The organism is Prosthecobacter sp. GW821-HT29F12, from assembly GCF_058803405.1.
The window spans coordinates 2,251,473-2,264,688 of the sequence record NZ_CM179517.1; the positions used below are offsets into that span (position 1 = coordinate 2,251,473).

The window sequence follows — 13,216 nt, forward strand, 5'->3', positions numbered from 1 at the left end:
AGAATGGAGTATTCTATTTACGCCTTGGGGGTCTCGGCTGTGCTTTCTGGAAGCTTGGGAGCTTTGATGTAGTCTGCGGGAAGATCGCCCTTCAAAGACTTGAGGAAGGTGATGATGGAGGCGGTTTCTTCGTCACTCAGCGTCTTGCCCAACTGGTGTTCGGCCATCTTCTGAACCATCTGCTCCAGCGTTTTAACGGAACCGTCATGCAGGTAGGGATAGGTCTCGGTGATGTTGCGCAGGCTGGGAACTTTGAAGAAGCCCTTCTCGCCATCGTTCTTGGTGATGTCGGCACGGCCATTGTCCTTGAGATCAGGCCAGGCCTTCACAAGGCCAAGCTTCTGATACATCATGCCGCCGACACCCACGCCATTGTGGCAGGTGACGCAGCCGGTTTTGGCAAAGGTGGCAAAACCTTTTTTCTCCTCGGCGGTAAGCGCCTCCTTGTTGCCCTTCAGGAAGGCGTCCCATTTGGAAGGAGTGAGCAGCTTGCGCTCAAACGCGCCCACTGCCTTGCCGAAGTTGTTGTAGTTCACCGGATCAGCCTCGCCGGGGAAGGCTGCCTTGAAGGCATCCACATACCCGGGCATGCTCTTGAGCACCTTGATGACGAAGGCCTCATCGGGAGCACCCATTTCCACAGGATTGAGCACCGGGCCTTTGGCCTGCTCCTCAACACTCGGCGCACGGCCATCCCAGAACTGGGCGACGTGCAGCGCGGCATTGTAAACCGAAGGCGAGCTACGGCCACCCAGCTTGCCTTCATGCCCCGGAGAGAATGGCAGGTTGTCGTTGCCGTATTTGTCGAGCACATGGCAGGAGTTGCAGGACATTTTCCCGCCTTTGGAGATGCGGGTTTCAAAGTAGAGCTGGCGCCCCAGATTGATCTTCGCTTCCGTGAGTTCATTCGTCGGGGATGCGACCTCAGCAGGGAGCGGCATGAACATCGGCAGGAAGGCTTCTGACAGATCTGCCTGCGCGAAAGCGGAAGCAGTGCTCAAGCCGACAAAAAGAGCAAAAATGCGAGCGGTGGGGTTCATAGGATGTTGGATTAAAAGTAGCGAGTCCGATACGTGGCGTGGAAGGCCCTGGTTTCAAGTGATTGCAATGCAACCAAGGCTGAGACGATTTCTCAACACCCGCCACAGCTTCAAATTGACGAAATCACCGGCAGGCGGCTAGGCTGCACAAATGTTCTCAAAATCTTTTCTCCTGCTGTTCGCAGCAGCAAGCGTGGCATTCGGCCAGCAACCCGTGGGTGATGGCAAGACGGACGATACGGCGGCGATTCAACACCTCTTTGACACCGTGGGCAGTGTGAAGCTTCCCAAAGGCACCTACCTGTTGACGCAAACCGTGAAGATCGATCTGGCAAAGACCGGCTTCGCGGCGCTCACTGGAGACGGCACCGTGCGGCTGATCATGGCAGGCGACGGTCCGGCGCTGCATTTCGTGGGCACGCATGAAGGCTCGGCGGCACCCGATTCATTCAAGCCGGACGTTTGGGAGAACCAGCGCACGCCCATGGTAGAAGGCATCGAAATCGTGGGAGCGGATGCCGAAGCTGATGGCATCGAGGCCACGGGCACGATGCAGATCACTCTAAGCCGCGTCGTCATTCGTGAATGTCGGCACGCAGTGCATCTTTCCACCCGCAACCGCAACGTGTTGATCTCAGCCTGTCACTTCTACCACAACACCGGCATCGGCGTGTTTTACGACAATGTGAACCTTCACCAGTCCAACATCGTGGGCAGCCACATCAGCTACAACGGCGGCGGGGGTGTCGTTTCCGTGGGCGGCAATGTTCGCAATCTTCACATCGGCACCTGCGACATCGAAGGCAATCACGCCAAGGACGGTCCGCCCAGCGCCAATGTGATGCTCGACTCACGTGGCGGCTCCATCGGCGAGGTCGCCATCACCGGCTGCACCTTGCAGCACACGCACAAGTCACCGGATTCAGCCAACATCCGCATCATCGGTTCCGGCACGGATCCATCCCTCCTGCGCCGCGCCGGACGTGAGCACACACGCGAAGGCAATGTGACCATCACCGGCAATGTCTTCAGCGATGTACAGGTCAATGTGGAGATCCAGCACTCGCGGGGGGTGACGATCACCGGCAACACCTTCTGGGAAGGCTTTCAGCACGATCTGGTTATAACGGACAGTGACAACATTGTGGTCACAGGAAACAACTTTGACCGCAACCCGCGCTACCTCGTGAACGGCAACGATAACGCCGAGAAAAACGGTGTGGTCTTCCAGCGCTGCACCGACAGCATCTTTAATAACAACGTCATCAGCGGCGTGTGGAAGCAACGTGCCGCAGTGGACATCGAATCATGCAACCGTCTTCAGATCTCCCACAACAGCATTCTGGACTCTGATGGCACCGGACTCCGCCTGGAGCAGGTGACCAACAGCATGGTCGCCGGAAACATCATCCGCGATGACCGTGAAGGAGAGCAGCGCAGCAAGGAACCATCTCTCAGCATTGTCGGCGGCAAGGACAACGTGATTGAGCAGAATGTGCTCGGAAACAAATAACGTGGACATCGAGGCATGACCACCTCATCCGCCACATGGCTGCTGGCACGCACTCATGGTCGCATGTTGCGGCACAAGCTGCGCTTTGGCATGCGCGAAAACCGCCTTCTCAGCGTGACGGTGGGCGCGTTCCTCGGACTGTACAGCCTCGCAGCCTACCTGCTGGTGGGCCGTGGGCTGGATTTCATGATGAAGCTGCCCCTCATCGGCCCGCTGCTCACGGAGCGGCTGGTGTTTTTGCTCTTCTTTTTCTTCTTCGTCATGCTGGTCATCTCCAATGCCACCATCACCGGCATGAGCTTGTTCCGGCGGAAAGACATGGAATGGCAGATTGCTCTACCCCTGCCACCGCGCAGCCTGGTGCTGTGGAAGACTCTGGAAGGCATGCTGCTGGCAAGCTGGGGACTGCTGCTGCTCACCACACCCATCCTGCTGGCCCTGGCCCAGACCTACAAGGCGGATGCTAAATTCATGCTTGTGGTGCTGCCTGCGGTTCTGGCTCTGGTGACCATTGCCGCCAATGTTTCCACATGGTTGCTGATCGCCCTTGTGCTCTGGGCCAAACGTTGGATGTGGAAGCCCTTGCTCGCAGTTGTCGTTCTGCTGCTGATCAGAACCCTGCCCATCTGGCATTCCAGCGTGGAGTCACTGAACTCAGGAGACCTCAGCGCGAGCTTGAACCAAATCCTGCGTCACACCGAGATCTGCATGCATCCGCTTTTGCCCAGCTCATGGGTGGCGGAAACGATTCAAGCCGCCGGACGTGGCACCTTCGAGCGCACCATGTTCTTCAACCTTGTCCTTCTGGCCAATGCCTTGATGAGCATTCTGATCACCACGCGCATCGCCAGCGTCTTCTATTATCCGGCTTGGAATCGCATCATGAGTGCAGCGCCCGGAGTCGTCGGCAAAGTCAAAGCCCCCCAGGCACGTGCCAGGCGTGGGCGCCTGAGCCATTGGCTGCGCCGTATTCTGGCGCTTGACCGCGCCTCCTATGCGTTGCTGGTGAAGGAAGTCCGCACTTTCCTGCGTGAACCCGTGCAGTGGGGGCAGTCGTCGATCATTTTTGGCCTGCTCCTGATCTATTCCATGAACCTGCGCAAGCTGGGCTACGATCTGCAAAGTCCGTTTTGGATCACCATCGTGAGTCATTTAAACTTGCTGGTCTGCTGCCTCGCACTGTCCACACTCACGACCCGTTTCATTTACCCGCAATTCAGCCTGGAGGGGCAGCGCCTGTGGATTTTGGGGCTCTCGCCTCTGCCTCTGCACCGCGTGCTGGCCTTGAAACTCCGCCTCAGCGCCAGCGTGCTGGCCCTTGTCATGGTGACGCTGGTCGTGGTCTCGGGAATCTCCCTCGGACTCTCAGGGCAGCGCATTCTCTTTTTCAGCGCTTCGATTTTGATGCTGAGCTACGGACTGACCTCGCTGGCACTTTCCCTCGGCGCCTTGGTGCCCAATTTTCGGGAATCCAATCCCGCGCGCATCGTCTCCGGCTTTGGCGGCACGGTCTGCTTGATCGCCAGTTTTGTTTACATCGTAGGCGGAATGGTCCTGCTGCTGATCCCTTCCTGGCAAAATCTCAGGCAGGATGCCGTGGCCATGGTGGGCTATAATGGCAAAATCGAACTGGCAGCATTGGGTGGACTGGCTGTGCTAACCGTGGCTTTTGGAGGCATTCCATATTTTTTTGCCAAACGGCAGACGAAAAATCTGGAATACTTAAGACATCTGTAGTATTTGGATACTGGAAATAATTTCCAGTACTCCCATGATCACCCGCAAAGCACCCGCTCTCGCCACTGCCAACGGCTACAACGAGGATAATCTCCTTGTTTTTGAAGATGCTCCCGAATTCATGGACGGCCACGCTGTTGCCTCCTCGCTTGAGAATGTGGATTCCAAAGTGAAGGCCGCTCAGGAGCAGTTGCAGGAGCTTCGGCGCCAGCAGGAAGAGATCGAACGTCAGAAGCAGCACCTCGAAGCCCTGCGCATCAAGCAGGAGCGGTTCGTCGCAGGAAAGCGTGATCTCGTCGAAAAAATCACCCGTTCCGCCAGCTTGGTCGAACGTGAACTCTACGACGCCCAGAAGCGTGTCGAGGATCTCGCCTCCATTCACGACGAATTCCGCCGCCATCAGGAAATTTTGAAATCCCTCCAGCCGGAAAAATGGCATCGCTCCCAGGTGAGCGAAGAACTCGACGGCGCCCTGGCCGCCATTGACGATGCCGAAGGCGACTACGCCAAAGGCATCCGCCGTCTGCACGCCATGGGCCCGCAAGAAGGCGTGTCCGCAGGTGGACCGATCAATCTCGACGACGCCAACGCAACTGTAATGCCCGCTTTCGGCTCTGCCGACGACCTGAAGACTTGGATGCGCCGTGGCTTTGCCTTCACCCTCCCTCTCATGGGCACGGTGATCGTCGCCATCGTCCTCATTCGTCTGATGTTCTGATTTAGCGAACCCCTCACCTCTCATCCTTATGGCTCTGTTTTCTGGCAATCGCAAAGTCCGGTCACGTCGTCCAAAGCCCGTGCAGGCATTGAAGGAAGAGGCTTCGCCCCAGCGCAAATCACGCAGTCTGACCAAGCGCTCGGATGAACTGAACAGTCAGATTCACCGCTTGGAATGCTTCATCACCGCAGCTCCACGCATTGAGCGCCAGCGCCGCCTGGCCAACGTGAACATGGTACCGCCCATGGAGCTGGCATCCCCTGCCCCACGTCATCGCCGCGTCCCCATCGCCAGACAGCGCGCACGCCGCAGCGAGCGCTTGCGAATGCTCACCGAAGGCATGCTTGTCCTCGGTTCCATCGCCGCCGTTGTTGGATGGCTGAATCAGTGGTTCCATTTTTGGAACTGAGGCTGCGTCCATTAAATGGCGCTGGTTGAAGGTGGCTTCACGTGCCGCGAAGCAGCTCTGCCCCTGTTCCGGAAGCCCCCCCTTACTCGCGCATGGGCCATTGCCCTGACGCTAGAAATGTGAGCGCGCAACGAAATCCAGTTGCCGCCACAAGGCGGTCAAAAACACCAACCCCAAACTGTTATGACTGCGACAGAAACCAAAGGCAACTGGAACATCCTGAAGGGCAAGCTCAAGCAAAAATGGGCCAATCTGACCGATGATGACCTCCAGTTTGCAGAAGGAAAATCAGACGAACTCATTGGCCGCATCCAGAAGCGCACCGGAGAATCTCAGGAAGCGATCAAACGCTACATGAAGGAAAACTGCGACAGCGACTGCGATTGCCGATAACCACCTCATCGGGCCGGCATGAGACACGATCCCATGCCGGCTCCTGACGCAATTCTTGAAATATGCGCCGAAGATGACTTGAAGTCAGCAGGCCCATTTTGGATACACGCGATCAAGGGCATCCCAACGAAGAAGAGATGTTATGAAATCACATCCAATTCTGGAAGCTATTGCTGTCTTCATATCACTGGCAGCCTGCGCCTGCATCTCAATCGACGATCATGAAGAAAGGCCCAAAACGGCCACCATCACTAAAGAGACGGCAAGGTTCTACTCGCTGGCAGATCCCAGCGTGACCATGACGACAACAAAAGCCATCAGCTCACGCTGATGGCTTTGCTTGTCGTGGATCGCCACTGTCGGTGACCATCACATTGCTTCTGATCTCAGATCATGCCTTGCCCCAGCGCTTCAGGAGCGTGGAAGCCATGTCAGCAGGTGAGTCGGACACGGCAATGCCGCACTCCGCGAGAATCTTCTTCTTGGCAGCAGCAGTGTCGTCAGCGCCACCGATGATGGCACCGGCGTGGCCCATGCGGCGTCCTGGAGGTGCTGTGGCTCCTGCAATGAAGGCGGCGATCGGCTTCTTGCAGTTGTCCTTGACCCAGAGACCCGCTTCGACTTCGGCATTGCCACCGATTTCGCCAATCATGATGATGGCTTCGGTCTCAGGATCATCGTTGAACATCTTGAGCACGTCGAGGTGGTTGGTGCCGTTCACCGGATCACCACCAATGCCAACGCAGGTGCTCTGGCCATATCCACGCGTCGTGAGCTGCCACACGGCTTCATAAGTGAGCGTGCCGGAACGGCTGACGACACCGACATTGCCACGCTTGTGAATGTACCCTGGGGCGATACCGATACGGCAGCCACCATGGGATTTGTCGCCGAAGCCCGGAGTCACAAGGCCGGGGCAGTTCGGGCCAATGAGGCGCGTCTTGCTGCCTTTCATGGCGGCTTTGACTCTGATCATGTCATTGACAGGAATGCCTTCGGTGATGGCCACCACGAGGTCGAGCCCAGCATCCACACCTTCGAGGATTGCATCCGCTGCGAATGGCGGCGGCACAAAGATCACGCTCACAGTCGCGCCGGTTTCACGGGCGGCTTCAGCCACGGTGTCAAACACCGGCACTTTCTTGCCACTGTGCTCAAAAATTTGCCCACCTTTGCCCGGCGTCACGCCAGCCACCAGCTGGGTGCCGTAGTCGATGGAAGCCTTCGCATGGCGCGAGCCGAAATCTCCGGTGATACCTTGAACAAGAATGCGGGTGTCAGTTTCAACGAGAATGGCCATCGGGATGAATTCGGTAAAAGTTTTGGGGGTGCGTGAAAGCGTCGCATCATAGAAGTGTGCTTCGCTGCGTCAAGGCGGCGGCGGAATATTCTCAAAGCAAGCGCCAGAGTTTCGGCAAAAAGACCACCAATCCCACTCCCAGTGCCGCAAGCGCCGCCACCAGAACCGCTGCGGCTGCCGCATCTTTTGCCAGACGGATGGGTTCCTCGCGCTCCTTGCTCACGCGGTCCGCCAGGACTTCGATCGCCGTATTCAGCAGTTCTGTCGCCCATACCAGCCCCACCGCCAGAAGCACCACGCACCATTCCCAGGCCGCCAGGTTCAGCCAGAGGCCAAAGCCCCCCACCAGCACCGTGGCGAGGCCATGCACCTGAAGATTTCTCTGCGTTTTCAGCGCCCAGACCAATCCCGCCAGCGCAGGACCAAAGCTGCGGAGCACCGATGCAAGCCAGCGGGTCATGTGGGGACAATTCGGCTACTGCGAGCCCGCAGGTTTTTCCACCGGAGCCGTTTCCGCAGCAGGCTCGGAGACTTCTTTCACCAGATCACGGAATTCCTTCAGCCAGTTCAAGGCATCCGGATGGCTCGGGTAGGTCTGAATCACCTTCAGCATGTCTGCCAGCGCATTGACTGGAGTGACGTTGTTCTGCACCAGGTAATTGTCCTTTTCCCAGATCATGCGCGGGCCCGCATCTTTATAGAATTCATTGAATTCGGTCTCACTCTTGATGGCCTTTTGCATGGCCACCTCCGCACTCATGCGGGAATCCCACTGTGCAGGCAGATCAGTGGGCTTTTCCGCCAGATAATAGGGGAAAATAATATTGGAATAAATGCCCCTGACATTCAGCGGCTGATACTCCCATTCTTTCCGCTTCAAGAAGTCTTCCAGCGAGTAAGCTTTGGCAAATTCGGAACTGGCCACGGACTGACGCAGGGTACCCATGATGTCTCCGGCTGGCACGTTGTTGCCACCACCGCCTCTACGCCCGCCACCGCCGCCACCCTGGCCACCACCCTTTGCATCCTTGTCCGTAACGGCCCCTGAGGCCGAATGAGTGGTGGCTCCCTGAACGGCAGTGATAGCCTTGCCCAAAAAGGCTTGCACCGAGGTGACGATCGGAGCCATTTTCTTTGGCTCATCAATCTCTTGAGCCTGGATCGTCAGCACGAGGTACTCCAGTTGCAGCCACAGCGCCCGCTTGAAATCCTCATCTTTCAGATTGGCCTCATTCTTGTTCTTCCAATCCATGAAATCTGCCTGCTTCAGGTTCTTGCGGTCAAAGTGCTCCAGCTTGTAGCAGTCCAGATACAGTGCCAGCGCAGCCGCCGGACTGGCCATTCCCTCGCGGAACTTCGCCATGGCCGCACCAAAGACGGAGCCCCTGCCCTTGCCTATCTGAGCCTCTACTTTTTCCAGTTCTTTGAGAATGTGATCCGTTTGCGCTGGCGTGAGAATCACCTTGCTTGCAGGTTTCTCAGGTTCAGCCGCAGGTGTTTGCGCAGGGGCAGGAGATGCCAGCACCAAGGCCAGCAGAGGCAGGAGTTGAGTCAATTTCATGGTCGGAAAAATAAACAAGGCAAAACGCGGATGGGTGCAGGAAAAATCTTTATCTGAAAAAATTCTCCACATCAACGTTTCATCCCCGCACAAACTTGGACTTGGATGCACAAAGTCATCGTATATCTGTTTCCACCCCCTTCAATTATGACACGCTCCGCCTTCTTTTTCGCCCTTTTGGCCCTCCTCACCCTGCCCGCCACGGCTGGTGACGCCCCCGTCAACTACATCGCCGAGATGACCGGCATGGTCTGCGCCGGCTGCAAAGACCACGTCACCGCCTCCTTCACCAAGCTTGAAGGCGTCTCCAAGGTGCAGATTGTTCCAGGAGACAAACCCGGCACCCAAAAAGTCACCGTCACCTCCACCTCCCCCTCCTTGACCAAGGAGCAGGCCGTCACTGCTTTAGGCTCCTCCGCCTCCACGTACATCGTGCATGCATGGGTGAAGTCGGAGCAGCCAGCCAACTAAAGCAAAAATCATCAGGCAAAATCGCTTGCCTGTCTCTCTGACTGCGCCACTATCCGCGCTCTCCTTTTGCCGGAGCAAGAATTTGGACAGGTGTCAGAGTGGTCTAACGAGCACGCCTGGAAAGCGTGTGTACCTTAATCGGTACCGAGGGTTCGAATCCCTCCCTGTCCGCCATTCTTCGTCAGCTTAATAGACGAAGAATACCTCCTCAGAGCAAACGACGGCCCATTCCCTTCGCCTCTGCCACGCAAGGAAGGTCGAAATCTCATCGACTCCACCGCTCGAGAATTGAGCAGAATGAGACGCTTCATGAGGATTGCGGGCAGGAACCCGCGCGACATTCCACTTTCATCCGCACTCGTTTCTTGAGTTCCGGTGCTTCCAGCAGTTGCGCTTTCCTGCCGCAAGCACGGCAACATATCACGCTTCAGACTCGTTTGGCTCTCCGATGAAACCAATCGCTTCCTCTACGTCCCGTCGTCAATTCCTTGCCACTGCTGGCGCCGCCTCGCTGTCATTCCTTTCCTCATCGCAAGCGGCGACGTTTAAAACGACGATCCAGAAGGCCAAGATCATCGGCAAGCCGGAGGAAAAGGCGCTGCGTGAGCTCAAAGAGGCCGGATTCGACGGCGTGGAGGTTTCCCATCTTTTTGATGACGAAACGGAGGCCGAAAAGGCTCGTGAACTCGTCGAAAGCATCGGTTTGAAGGTGCATTCCGTGCTGCGCGGGTGGGCGGAGTTCAACAGCGATGATCCGGGGCAGGTCGCCGCGAGCTACGAGGTGACGGAGAAAGCCCTGCGCACGGCCAACTGGCTCGGTGCAGAGACGATCCTGCTCGTCCCCTGCCGCGTCGGTGGGCCGACCGTGAAGATGCCGCAGCCGTGGGAATTCGACATCGAGTTCGACGAAAAGACAGGCCACGTCAGCCGTGTCGTGAAGGGCGACAACACACCTTTCGAGCGCTACATCGCGCTGCAAAACAAATCGACCGACGGATCGAAGGAGCAGGTGACGAAGCTCATCCCACTGGCCGAGAAGCTCAACGTCATCATCGGCCTCGAGAACGTCTGGAACAACCTCTGGGTGCGTCCGGATCTGTACAAAAACTTCGTCGCATCCTTCAACCACCCTTTTGTGAAGGCCTACTACGATGTGGGCAACCACGTGAAGTATCTCGTGCCCGTGCACGACTGGATCCACACGCTGGGCGGCCTCATCAAGAAGATCCACATCAAGGACTACGCGCTCGCGCCGGACAACCACAGCGGCAAGTTCGTGCATCCGCGCGATGGCAGCATCGACTGGCCAAAAATGCGTCAGGCCCTCGACGATGTCGGTTACAACGGCTGGATCACGGTTGAAGACAACGGCCTGCCCCTGCCCGAATTCAACGACCGCCTCAACAAGATCATCGCCGGAGTCTGATTCATGAAACTCGCCCTGCTTTTCCTCACGCTGGCCACCTTCACCCCGGCCGCCGACCGCGTCGTGCCGCGCGAAGGCACCGAGTGGTGCAACATCTGGATGCCGAACGCCAACAAGAACGACCTGCCGCGAGTGCTGCTCATCGGCGACTCCGTGACCCAGGGCTACGGCCCCGACGTTGAAAAGCAGCTCGCCGGCAAGGCCTACGTCGCGCGCCTCGCCACCTCGCGCTGCGTTGGAGATCCCGTCCTGCATGCCGAGATCGCCGCCGTGCTCGGCGCGGAAACCTTTGACGTGATTCACTTCAACAACGGCCTGCACGGCGTCGGTGCGGTCAGCGAAAAAGAGTACGCCGAGTTTCTTCCCCAGATGCTCGCTCACCTCCGCAAGCTCGCGCCCAAGGCGAAGCTCATTTGGGCCAGCAGCACACCCTCCCATGTGAATGGCAAATTTGAGCAACTGGACGCACGCAACGAAAACGTGAAGGAACGGAACCGGATCGCCGCCGAACTGATGGCCAAGGAAGACATCCCCGTGGACGATCTTTACGCGCTCATGCTGCCACACCCCGAGTGCTGCTCCGACGGGCTGCACTACAAGCCGGAAGGCAGGGCCATGCAGGGTGCGCAAGTCGCTGCCGCGGTCCTCAAGCTGCTGCCGTCAAAAACGAAATGAAACACCTCTTGGCACTCATCGCCCTCTCTCTCGCCGCCCTTGGGGGAGCCGTCCCTGCGGTTGCGGAAGAGCTTCCCAAAACCGCGCTGCGTGCTGAAAAACTCAATGAACTGGATGCCACCATCGAGCAGGCCATCCGAGATTCCAAGCTGCTCGGCGCCTCCCTGTGGGTGGAGTGCCACGGCGTGGCCTACCACAAAGCCTATGGCCAGCGCGCGCTGAAACCCTCGGCTGAGGCGATGACCGAGGACACCCTTTTTGATGTGGCCTCCATCACCAAAGTCATGGCAGCCGCCAGCGCGGCAATGCTCTGCATCGAGCGCGGCTTGTTCCAGCTCGATGACCCCGTGTCACAGCACCTGCCCGAGTTCACCGGCGAAGGACGTGAGAAAATCACCTTGCGCCACCTGCTGCTGCACACCTCCGGGCTGCCGATCAATCTCAATCCCAAAACACAGCCCTTCACCACTCACGACGAAGCCGTCGGGCAGATCTGCCACACGAAGCTGCTGTTTGAGCCCGGCTCCAAATTTGCCTACAGCAGCGTCGGCACCATGCTTCTTGGCGGTGTGATCGAACGCGTGACCGGCAGGAAGTTTGACGAATTCTGCACCTCAGAAATCTTCCGCCCCTTGCGCATGAATGACACCGTTTTTCGTCCCGGTGGCGAGCTGTTGAAGCGTGTCGCGCCCTCCAGTGCGCCGGAGCGTGGTCAGGTGGATGACACCGTGGCCCGGCTAGTCGGCGGCGTCTCGGCGCATGCCTCCCTATTCACCACCACGGCGGACATGGCCCGCTTTGCCCGCATGATGCTGCTGAACCTCGGCGAACTCGATGGCGTCCGCATCCTCAAACCCGAGACCGTCAGGCTCATGACCAGCGTTCAAAGCCCTGCCGGCCTGACCAGCCCCGATGCCAAAAACCTGCCCGTACGCCGCGCCCTTGGCTGGGACATCGACACCCCCTACCGTACTCCGCCGCACGACTACTCTCTGTCCCGAGGGGCACTCTTCCCCATCGGCGGTTACGGCCACACCGGCTGGACCGGGCAGATGCTCTGGATTGATCCCTTTTCCAGAACCTTCGTGATCTTCCTCTGCAACCGCTACGTGGACACCTCCAAAGATACACGCCCCGCCGTCTATCAGCTCCACCACCGCATCTCCACCCTCGCCGCCGAAGCCGTCCCAGACTTTGATTTCAAAAACGTCCCCGGGGCGCTGCCGGGACATACCAGTGTCTTGAAGATAAAACCTTTCATCAACAGCCTTGGCATGAAATTTGTCCCCCTGCCCGGCACGCCAATCTTCATGTGCATGCATGAGACGCGCAGAGCTGACTACGCCACCTATGTGGATGCCCATCCCGAAGCCGAAGCCTCATGGAAAGATACGAAACTCGACAGCCTTTCCGCCACCGTCGCCCCCGACCATCCGGTGGTGAATGTGAGCTGGGATGATGCCAAAGCGTTCTGCGCATGGCTCAGCCAGAAGGAGGGCCGCACCTACCGGCTGCCAACCGATCGTGAGTGGAGTCTTGCGGTCGGCATCGGTGCTCAGGAAAAGGGCGCCGAAGCCACGCCGGAAAGCCTGAGCGGCAAAATCAAAGGTGTCTACCCCTGGGGCCAATGGCCGCCCACCCAAAACGCCGGCAATTACGCCGACATGGAATGCCAAAAACAAATCCCTGCGGAAAAAATCATCGCCGACTACGCCGACGGGTTTCCTCTGACATCCCCCGTCATGAGTTTCCCACCCAATGAACTTGGCATTTACGATCTCGGCGGAAACGTGTTGGAGTGGTGTGAGGACTGGTACAATGCCGCCCAGAAAGACCACGTCCTGCGAGGTGCCTCCTGGGGCAGCAGCGCCCCACAGCCACTGCTCTCCTCTTTTCGCGGCAACCAGCCCTCCACGCGCCGCTGGCGCTGCGATGGCTTTCGCTGCGTCTTGGAAGCGACAGGCGGCTGAGAC

At 58.0% G+C, this 13,216-nt stretch carries 14 protein-coding genes and 1 tRNA gene; 11 read left to right on the forward strand and 4 right to left on the reverse strand.

What is annotated here, in order from left to right:
- Positions 1-17 precede the first annotated feature (17 nt).
- On the reverse strand, positions 18-1,040 hold the full coding sequence (locus tag AC3RLQ_RS09195) for a cytochrome-c peroxidase (protein WP_493036406.1): 1,023 nt from the start codon (positions 1,038-1,040) through the stop codon (positions 18-20).
- Between the two features lie 151 nt (positions 1,041-1,191).
- On the opposite strand from AC3RLQ_RS09195, the gene AC3RLQ_RS09200 reads away from it, so the two are divergent.
- From AC3RLQ_RS09200 to AC3RLQ_RS09225, 6 genes are all read left to right on the forward strand, one after another.
- Positions 1,192-2,553, forward strand: coding sequence for a right-handed parallel beta-helix repeat-containing protein (locus tag AC3RLQ_RS09200; protein ID WP_493036408.1), 1,362 nt, complete (start codon positions 1,192-1,194; stop codon positions 2,551-2,553).
- A 15-nt stretch (positions 2,554-2,568) separates the two neighbouring features.
- Positions 2,569-4,290: a putative ABC transporter permease subunit gene (locus AC3RLQ_RS09205; protein ID WP_493036410.1), complete on the forward strand. Its 1,722-nt coding sequence runs from the start codon at positions 2,569-2,571 to the stop codon at positions 4,288-4,290.
- Between the two features lie 34 nt (positions 4,291-4,324).
- On the forward strand, positions 4,325-5,008 hold the full coding sequence (locus tag AC3RLQ_RS09210) for a hypothetical protein (protein ID WP_493036412.1): 684 nt from the start codon (positions 4,325-4,327) through the stop codon (positions 5,006-5,008).
- Positions 5,009-5,036: 28 nt separating this feature from the next.
- Positions 5,037-5,417: a hypothetical protein gene (locus tag AC3RLQ_RS09215; RefSeq protein ID WP_422321344.1), complete on the forward strand. Its 381-nt coding sequence runs from the start codon at positions 5,037-5,039 to the stop codon at positions 5,415-5,417.
- Positions 5,418-5,600: 183 nt separating this feature from the next.
- Entirely contained in the window at positions 5,601-5,810 is a 210-nt protein-coding gene (locus tag AC3RLQ_RS09220) for a CsbD family protein (RefSeq protein WP_461524734.1), read from the forward strand.
- Positions 5,811-5,952: 142 nt separating this feature from the next.
- Complete coding sequence (locus AC3RLQ_RS09225; protein WP_461524733.1) at positions 5,953-6,141, forward strand: hypothetical protein; 189 nt, start codon at positions 5,953-5,955, stop codon at positions 6,139-6,141.
- A gap of 60 nt (positions 6,142-6,201) precedes the next feature.
- Here AC3RLQ_RS09225 and sucD read toward each other — a convergent pair whose 3' ends face one another.
- The 3 genes from sucD to AC3RLQ_RS09240 form a co-directional block, all read right to left on the reverse strand.
- Complete coding sequence (sucD, locus tag AC3RLQ_RS09230; RefSeq protein ID WP_493036415.1) at positions 6,202-7,110, reverse strand: succinate--CoA ligase subunit alpha; 909 nt, start codon at positions 7,108-7,110, stop codon at positions 6,202-6,204.
- A 91-nt stretch (positions 7,111-7,201) separates the two neighbouring features.
- Positions 7,202-7,570, reverse strand: a complete 369-nt coding sequence (locus AC3RLQ_RS09235; protein ID WP_493036417.1) for a diacylglycerol kinase family protein — start codon at positions 7,568-7,570, stop codon at positions 7,202-7,204.
- A 15-nt stretch (positions 7,571-7,585) separates the two neighbouring features.
- Positions 7,586-8,671 (reverse strand): hypothetical protein, encoded by a 1,086-nt coding sequence (locus tag AC3RLQ_RS09240; RefSeq protein ID WP_493036419.1) that lies wholly within the window; start codon positions 8,669-8,671, stop codon positions 7,586-7,588.
- Between the two features lie 147 nt (positions 8,672-8,818).
- Between AC3RLQ_RS09240 and AC3RLQ_RS09245 the strand changes: the two genes are divergently transcribed.
- The 5 genes from AC3RLQ_RS09245 (at position 8,819) to AC3RLQ_RS09265 (ending at position 13,213) form a co-directional block, all read left to right on the forward strand.
- Positions 8,819-9,142, forward strand: a complete 324-nt coding sequence (locus tag AC3RLQ_RS09245; protein ID WP_493036420.1) for a heavy-metal-associated domain-containing protein — start codon at positions 8,819-8,821, stop codon at positions 9,140-9,142.
- Positions 9,143-9,226: 84 nt separating this feature from the next.
- Positions 9,227-9,316, forward strand: a tRNA-Ser gene (locus AC3RLQ_RS09250).
- Between the two features lie 274 nt (positions 9,317-9,590).
- On the forward strand, positions 9,591-10,568 hold the full coding sequence (locus AC3RLQ_RS09255) for a sugar phosphate isomerase/epimerase family protein (protein ID WP_493036422.1): 978 nt from the start codon (positions 9,591-9,593) through the stop codon (positions 10,566-10,568).
- Between the two features lie 3 nt (positions 10,569-10,571).
- Positions 10,572-11,243 (forward strand): SGNH/GDSL hydrolase family protein, encoded by a 672-nt coding sequence (locus AC3RLQ_RS09260; protein WP_493036424.1) that lies wholly within the window; start codon positions 10,572-10,574, stop codon positions 11,241-11,243.
- The gene (locus AC3RLQ_RS09265; RefSeq protein ID WP_493036426.1) at positions 11,240-13,213 is read left to right on the forward strand and encodes a serine hydrolase; all 1,974 of its coding nucleotides are present in this window, start codon (positions 11,240-11,242) and stop codon (positions 13,211-13,213) included. Before AC3RLQ_RS09260 ends, AC3RLQ_RS09265 begins: the two co-directional genes overlap by 4 nt.
- Positions 13,214-13,216 lie beyond the last annotated feature (3 nt).

Bases quoted from the DNA above. Each gene is read 5' to 3' on its own strand.
- AC3RLQ_RS09195 (WP_493036406.1), bottom strand. From the start codon at position 1,040: ATGAACCCCACCGCTCGCATTTTTGCTCTTTTTGTCGGCTTGAGCACT.
- AC3RLQ_RS09200 (WP_493036408.1), top strand. From the start codon at position 1,192: ATGTTCTCAAAATCTTTTCTCCTGCTGTTCGCAGCAGCAAGCGTGGCA.
- AC3RLQ_RS09205 (WP_493036410.1), top strand. From the start codon at position 2,569: ATGACCACCTCATCCGCCACATGGCTGCTGGCACGCACTCATGGTCGC.
- AC3RLQ_RS09210 (WP_493036412.1), top strand. From the start codon at position 4,325: ATGATCACCCGCAAAGCACCCGCTCTCGCCACTGCCAACGGCTACAAC.
- AC3RLQ_RS09215 (WP_422321344.1), top strand. From the start codon at position 5,037: ATGGCTCTGTTTTCTGGCAATCGCAAAGTCCGGTCACGTCGTCCAAAG.
- AC3RLQ_RS09220 (WP_461524734.1), top strand. From the start codon at position 5,601: ATGACTGCGACAGAAACCAAAGGCAACTGGAACATCCTGAAGGGCAAG.
- AC3RLQ_RS09225 (WP_461524733.1), top strand. From the start codon at position 5,953: ATGAAATCACATCCAATTCTGGAAGCTATTGCTGTCTTCATATCACTG.
- sucD (WP_493036415.1), bottom strand. From the start codon at position 7,110: ATGGCCATTCTCGTTGAAACTGACACCCGCATTCTTGTTCAAGGTATC.
- AC3RLQ_RS09235 (WP_493036417.1), bottom strand. From the start codon at position 7,570: ATGACCCGCTGGCTTGCATCGGTGCTCCGCAGCTTTGGTCCTGCGCTG.
- AC3RLQ_RS09240 (WP_493036419.1), bottom strand. From the start codon at position 8,671: ATGAAATTGACTCAACTCCTGCCTCTGCTGGCCTTGGTGCTGGCATCT.
- AC3RLQ_RS09245 (WP_493036420.1), top strand. From the start codon at position 8,819: ATGACACGCTCCGCCTTCTTTTTCGCCCTTTTGGCCCTCCTCACCCTG.
- AC3RLQ_RS09255 (WP_493036422.1), top strand. From the start codon at position 9,591: ATGAAACCAATCGCTTCCTCTACGTCCCGTCGTCAATTCCTTGCCACT.
- AC3RLQ_RS09260 (WP_493036424.1), top strand. From the start codon at position 10,572: ATGAAACTCGCCCTGCTTTTCCTCACGCTGGCCACCTTCACCCCGGCC.
- AC3RLQ_RS09265 (WP_493036426.1), top strand. From the start codon at position 11,240: ATGAAACACCTCTTGGCACTCATCGCCCTCTCTCTCGCCGCCCTTGGG.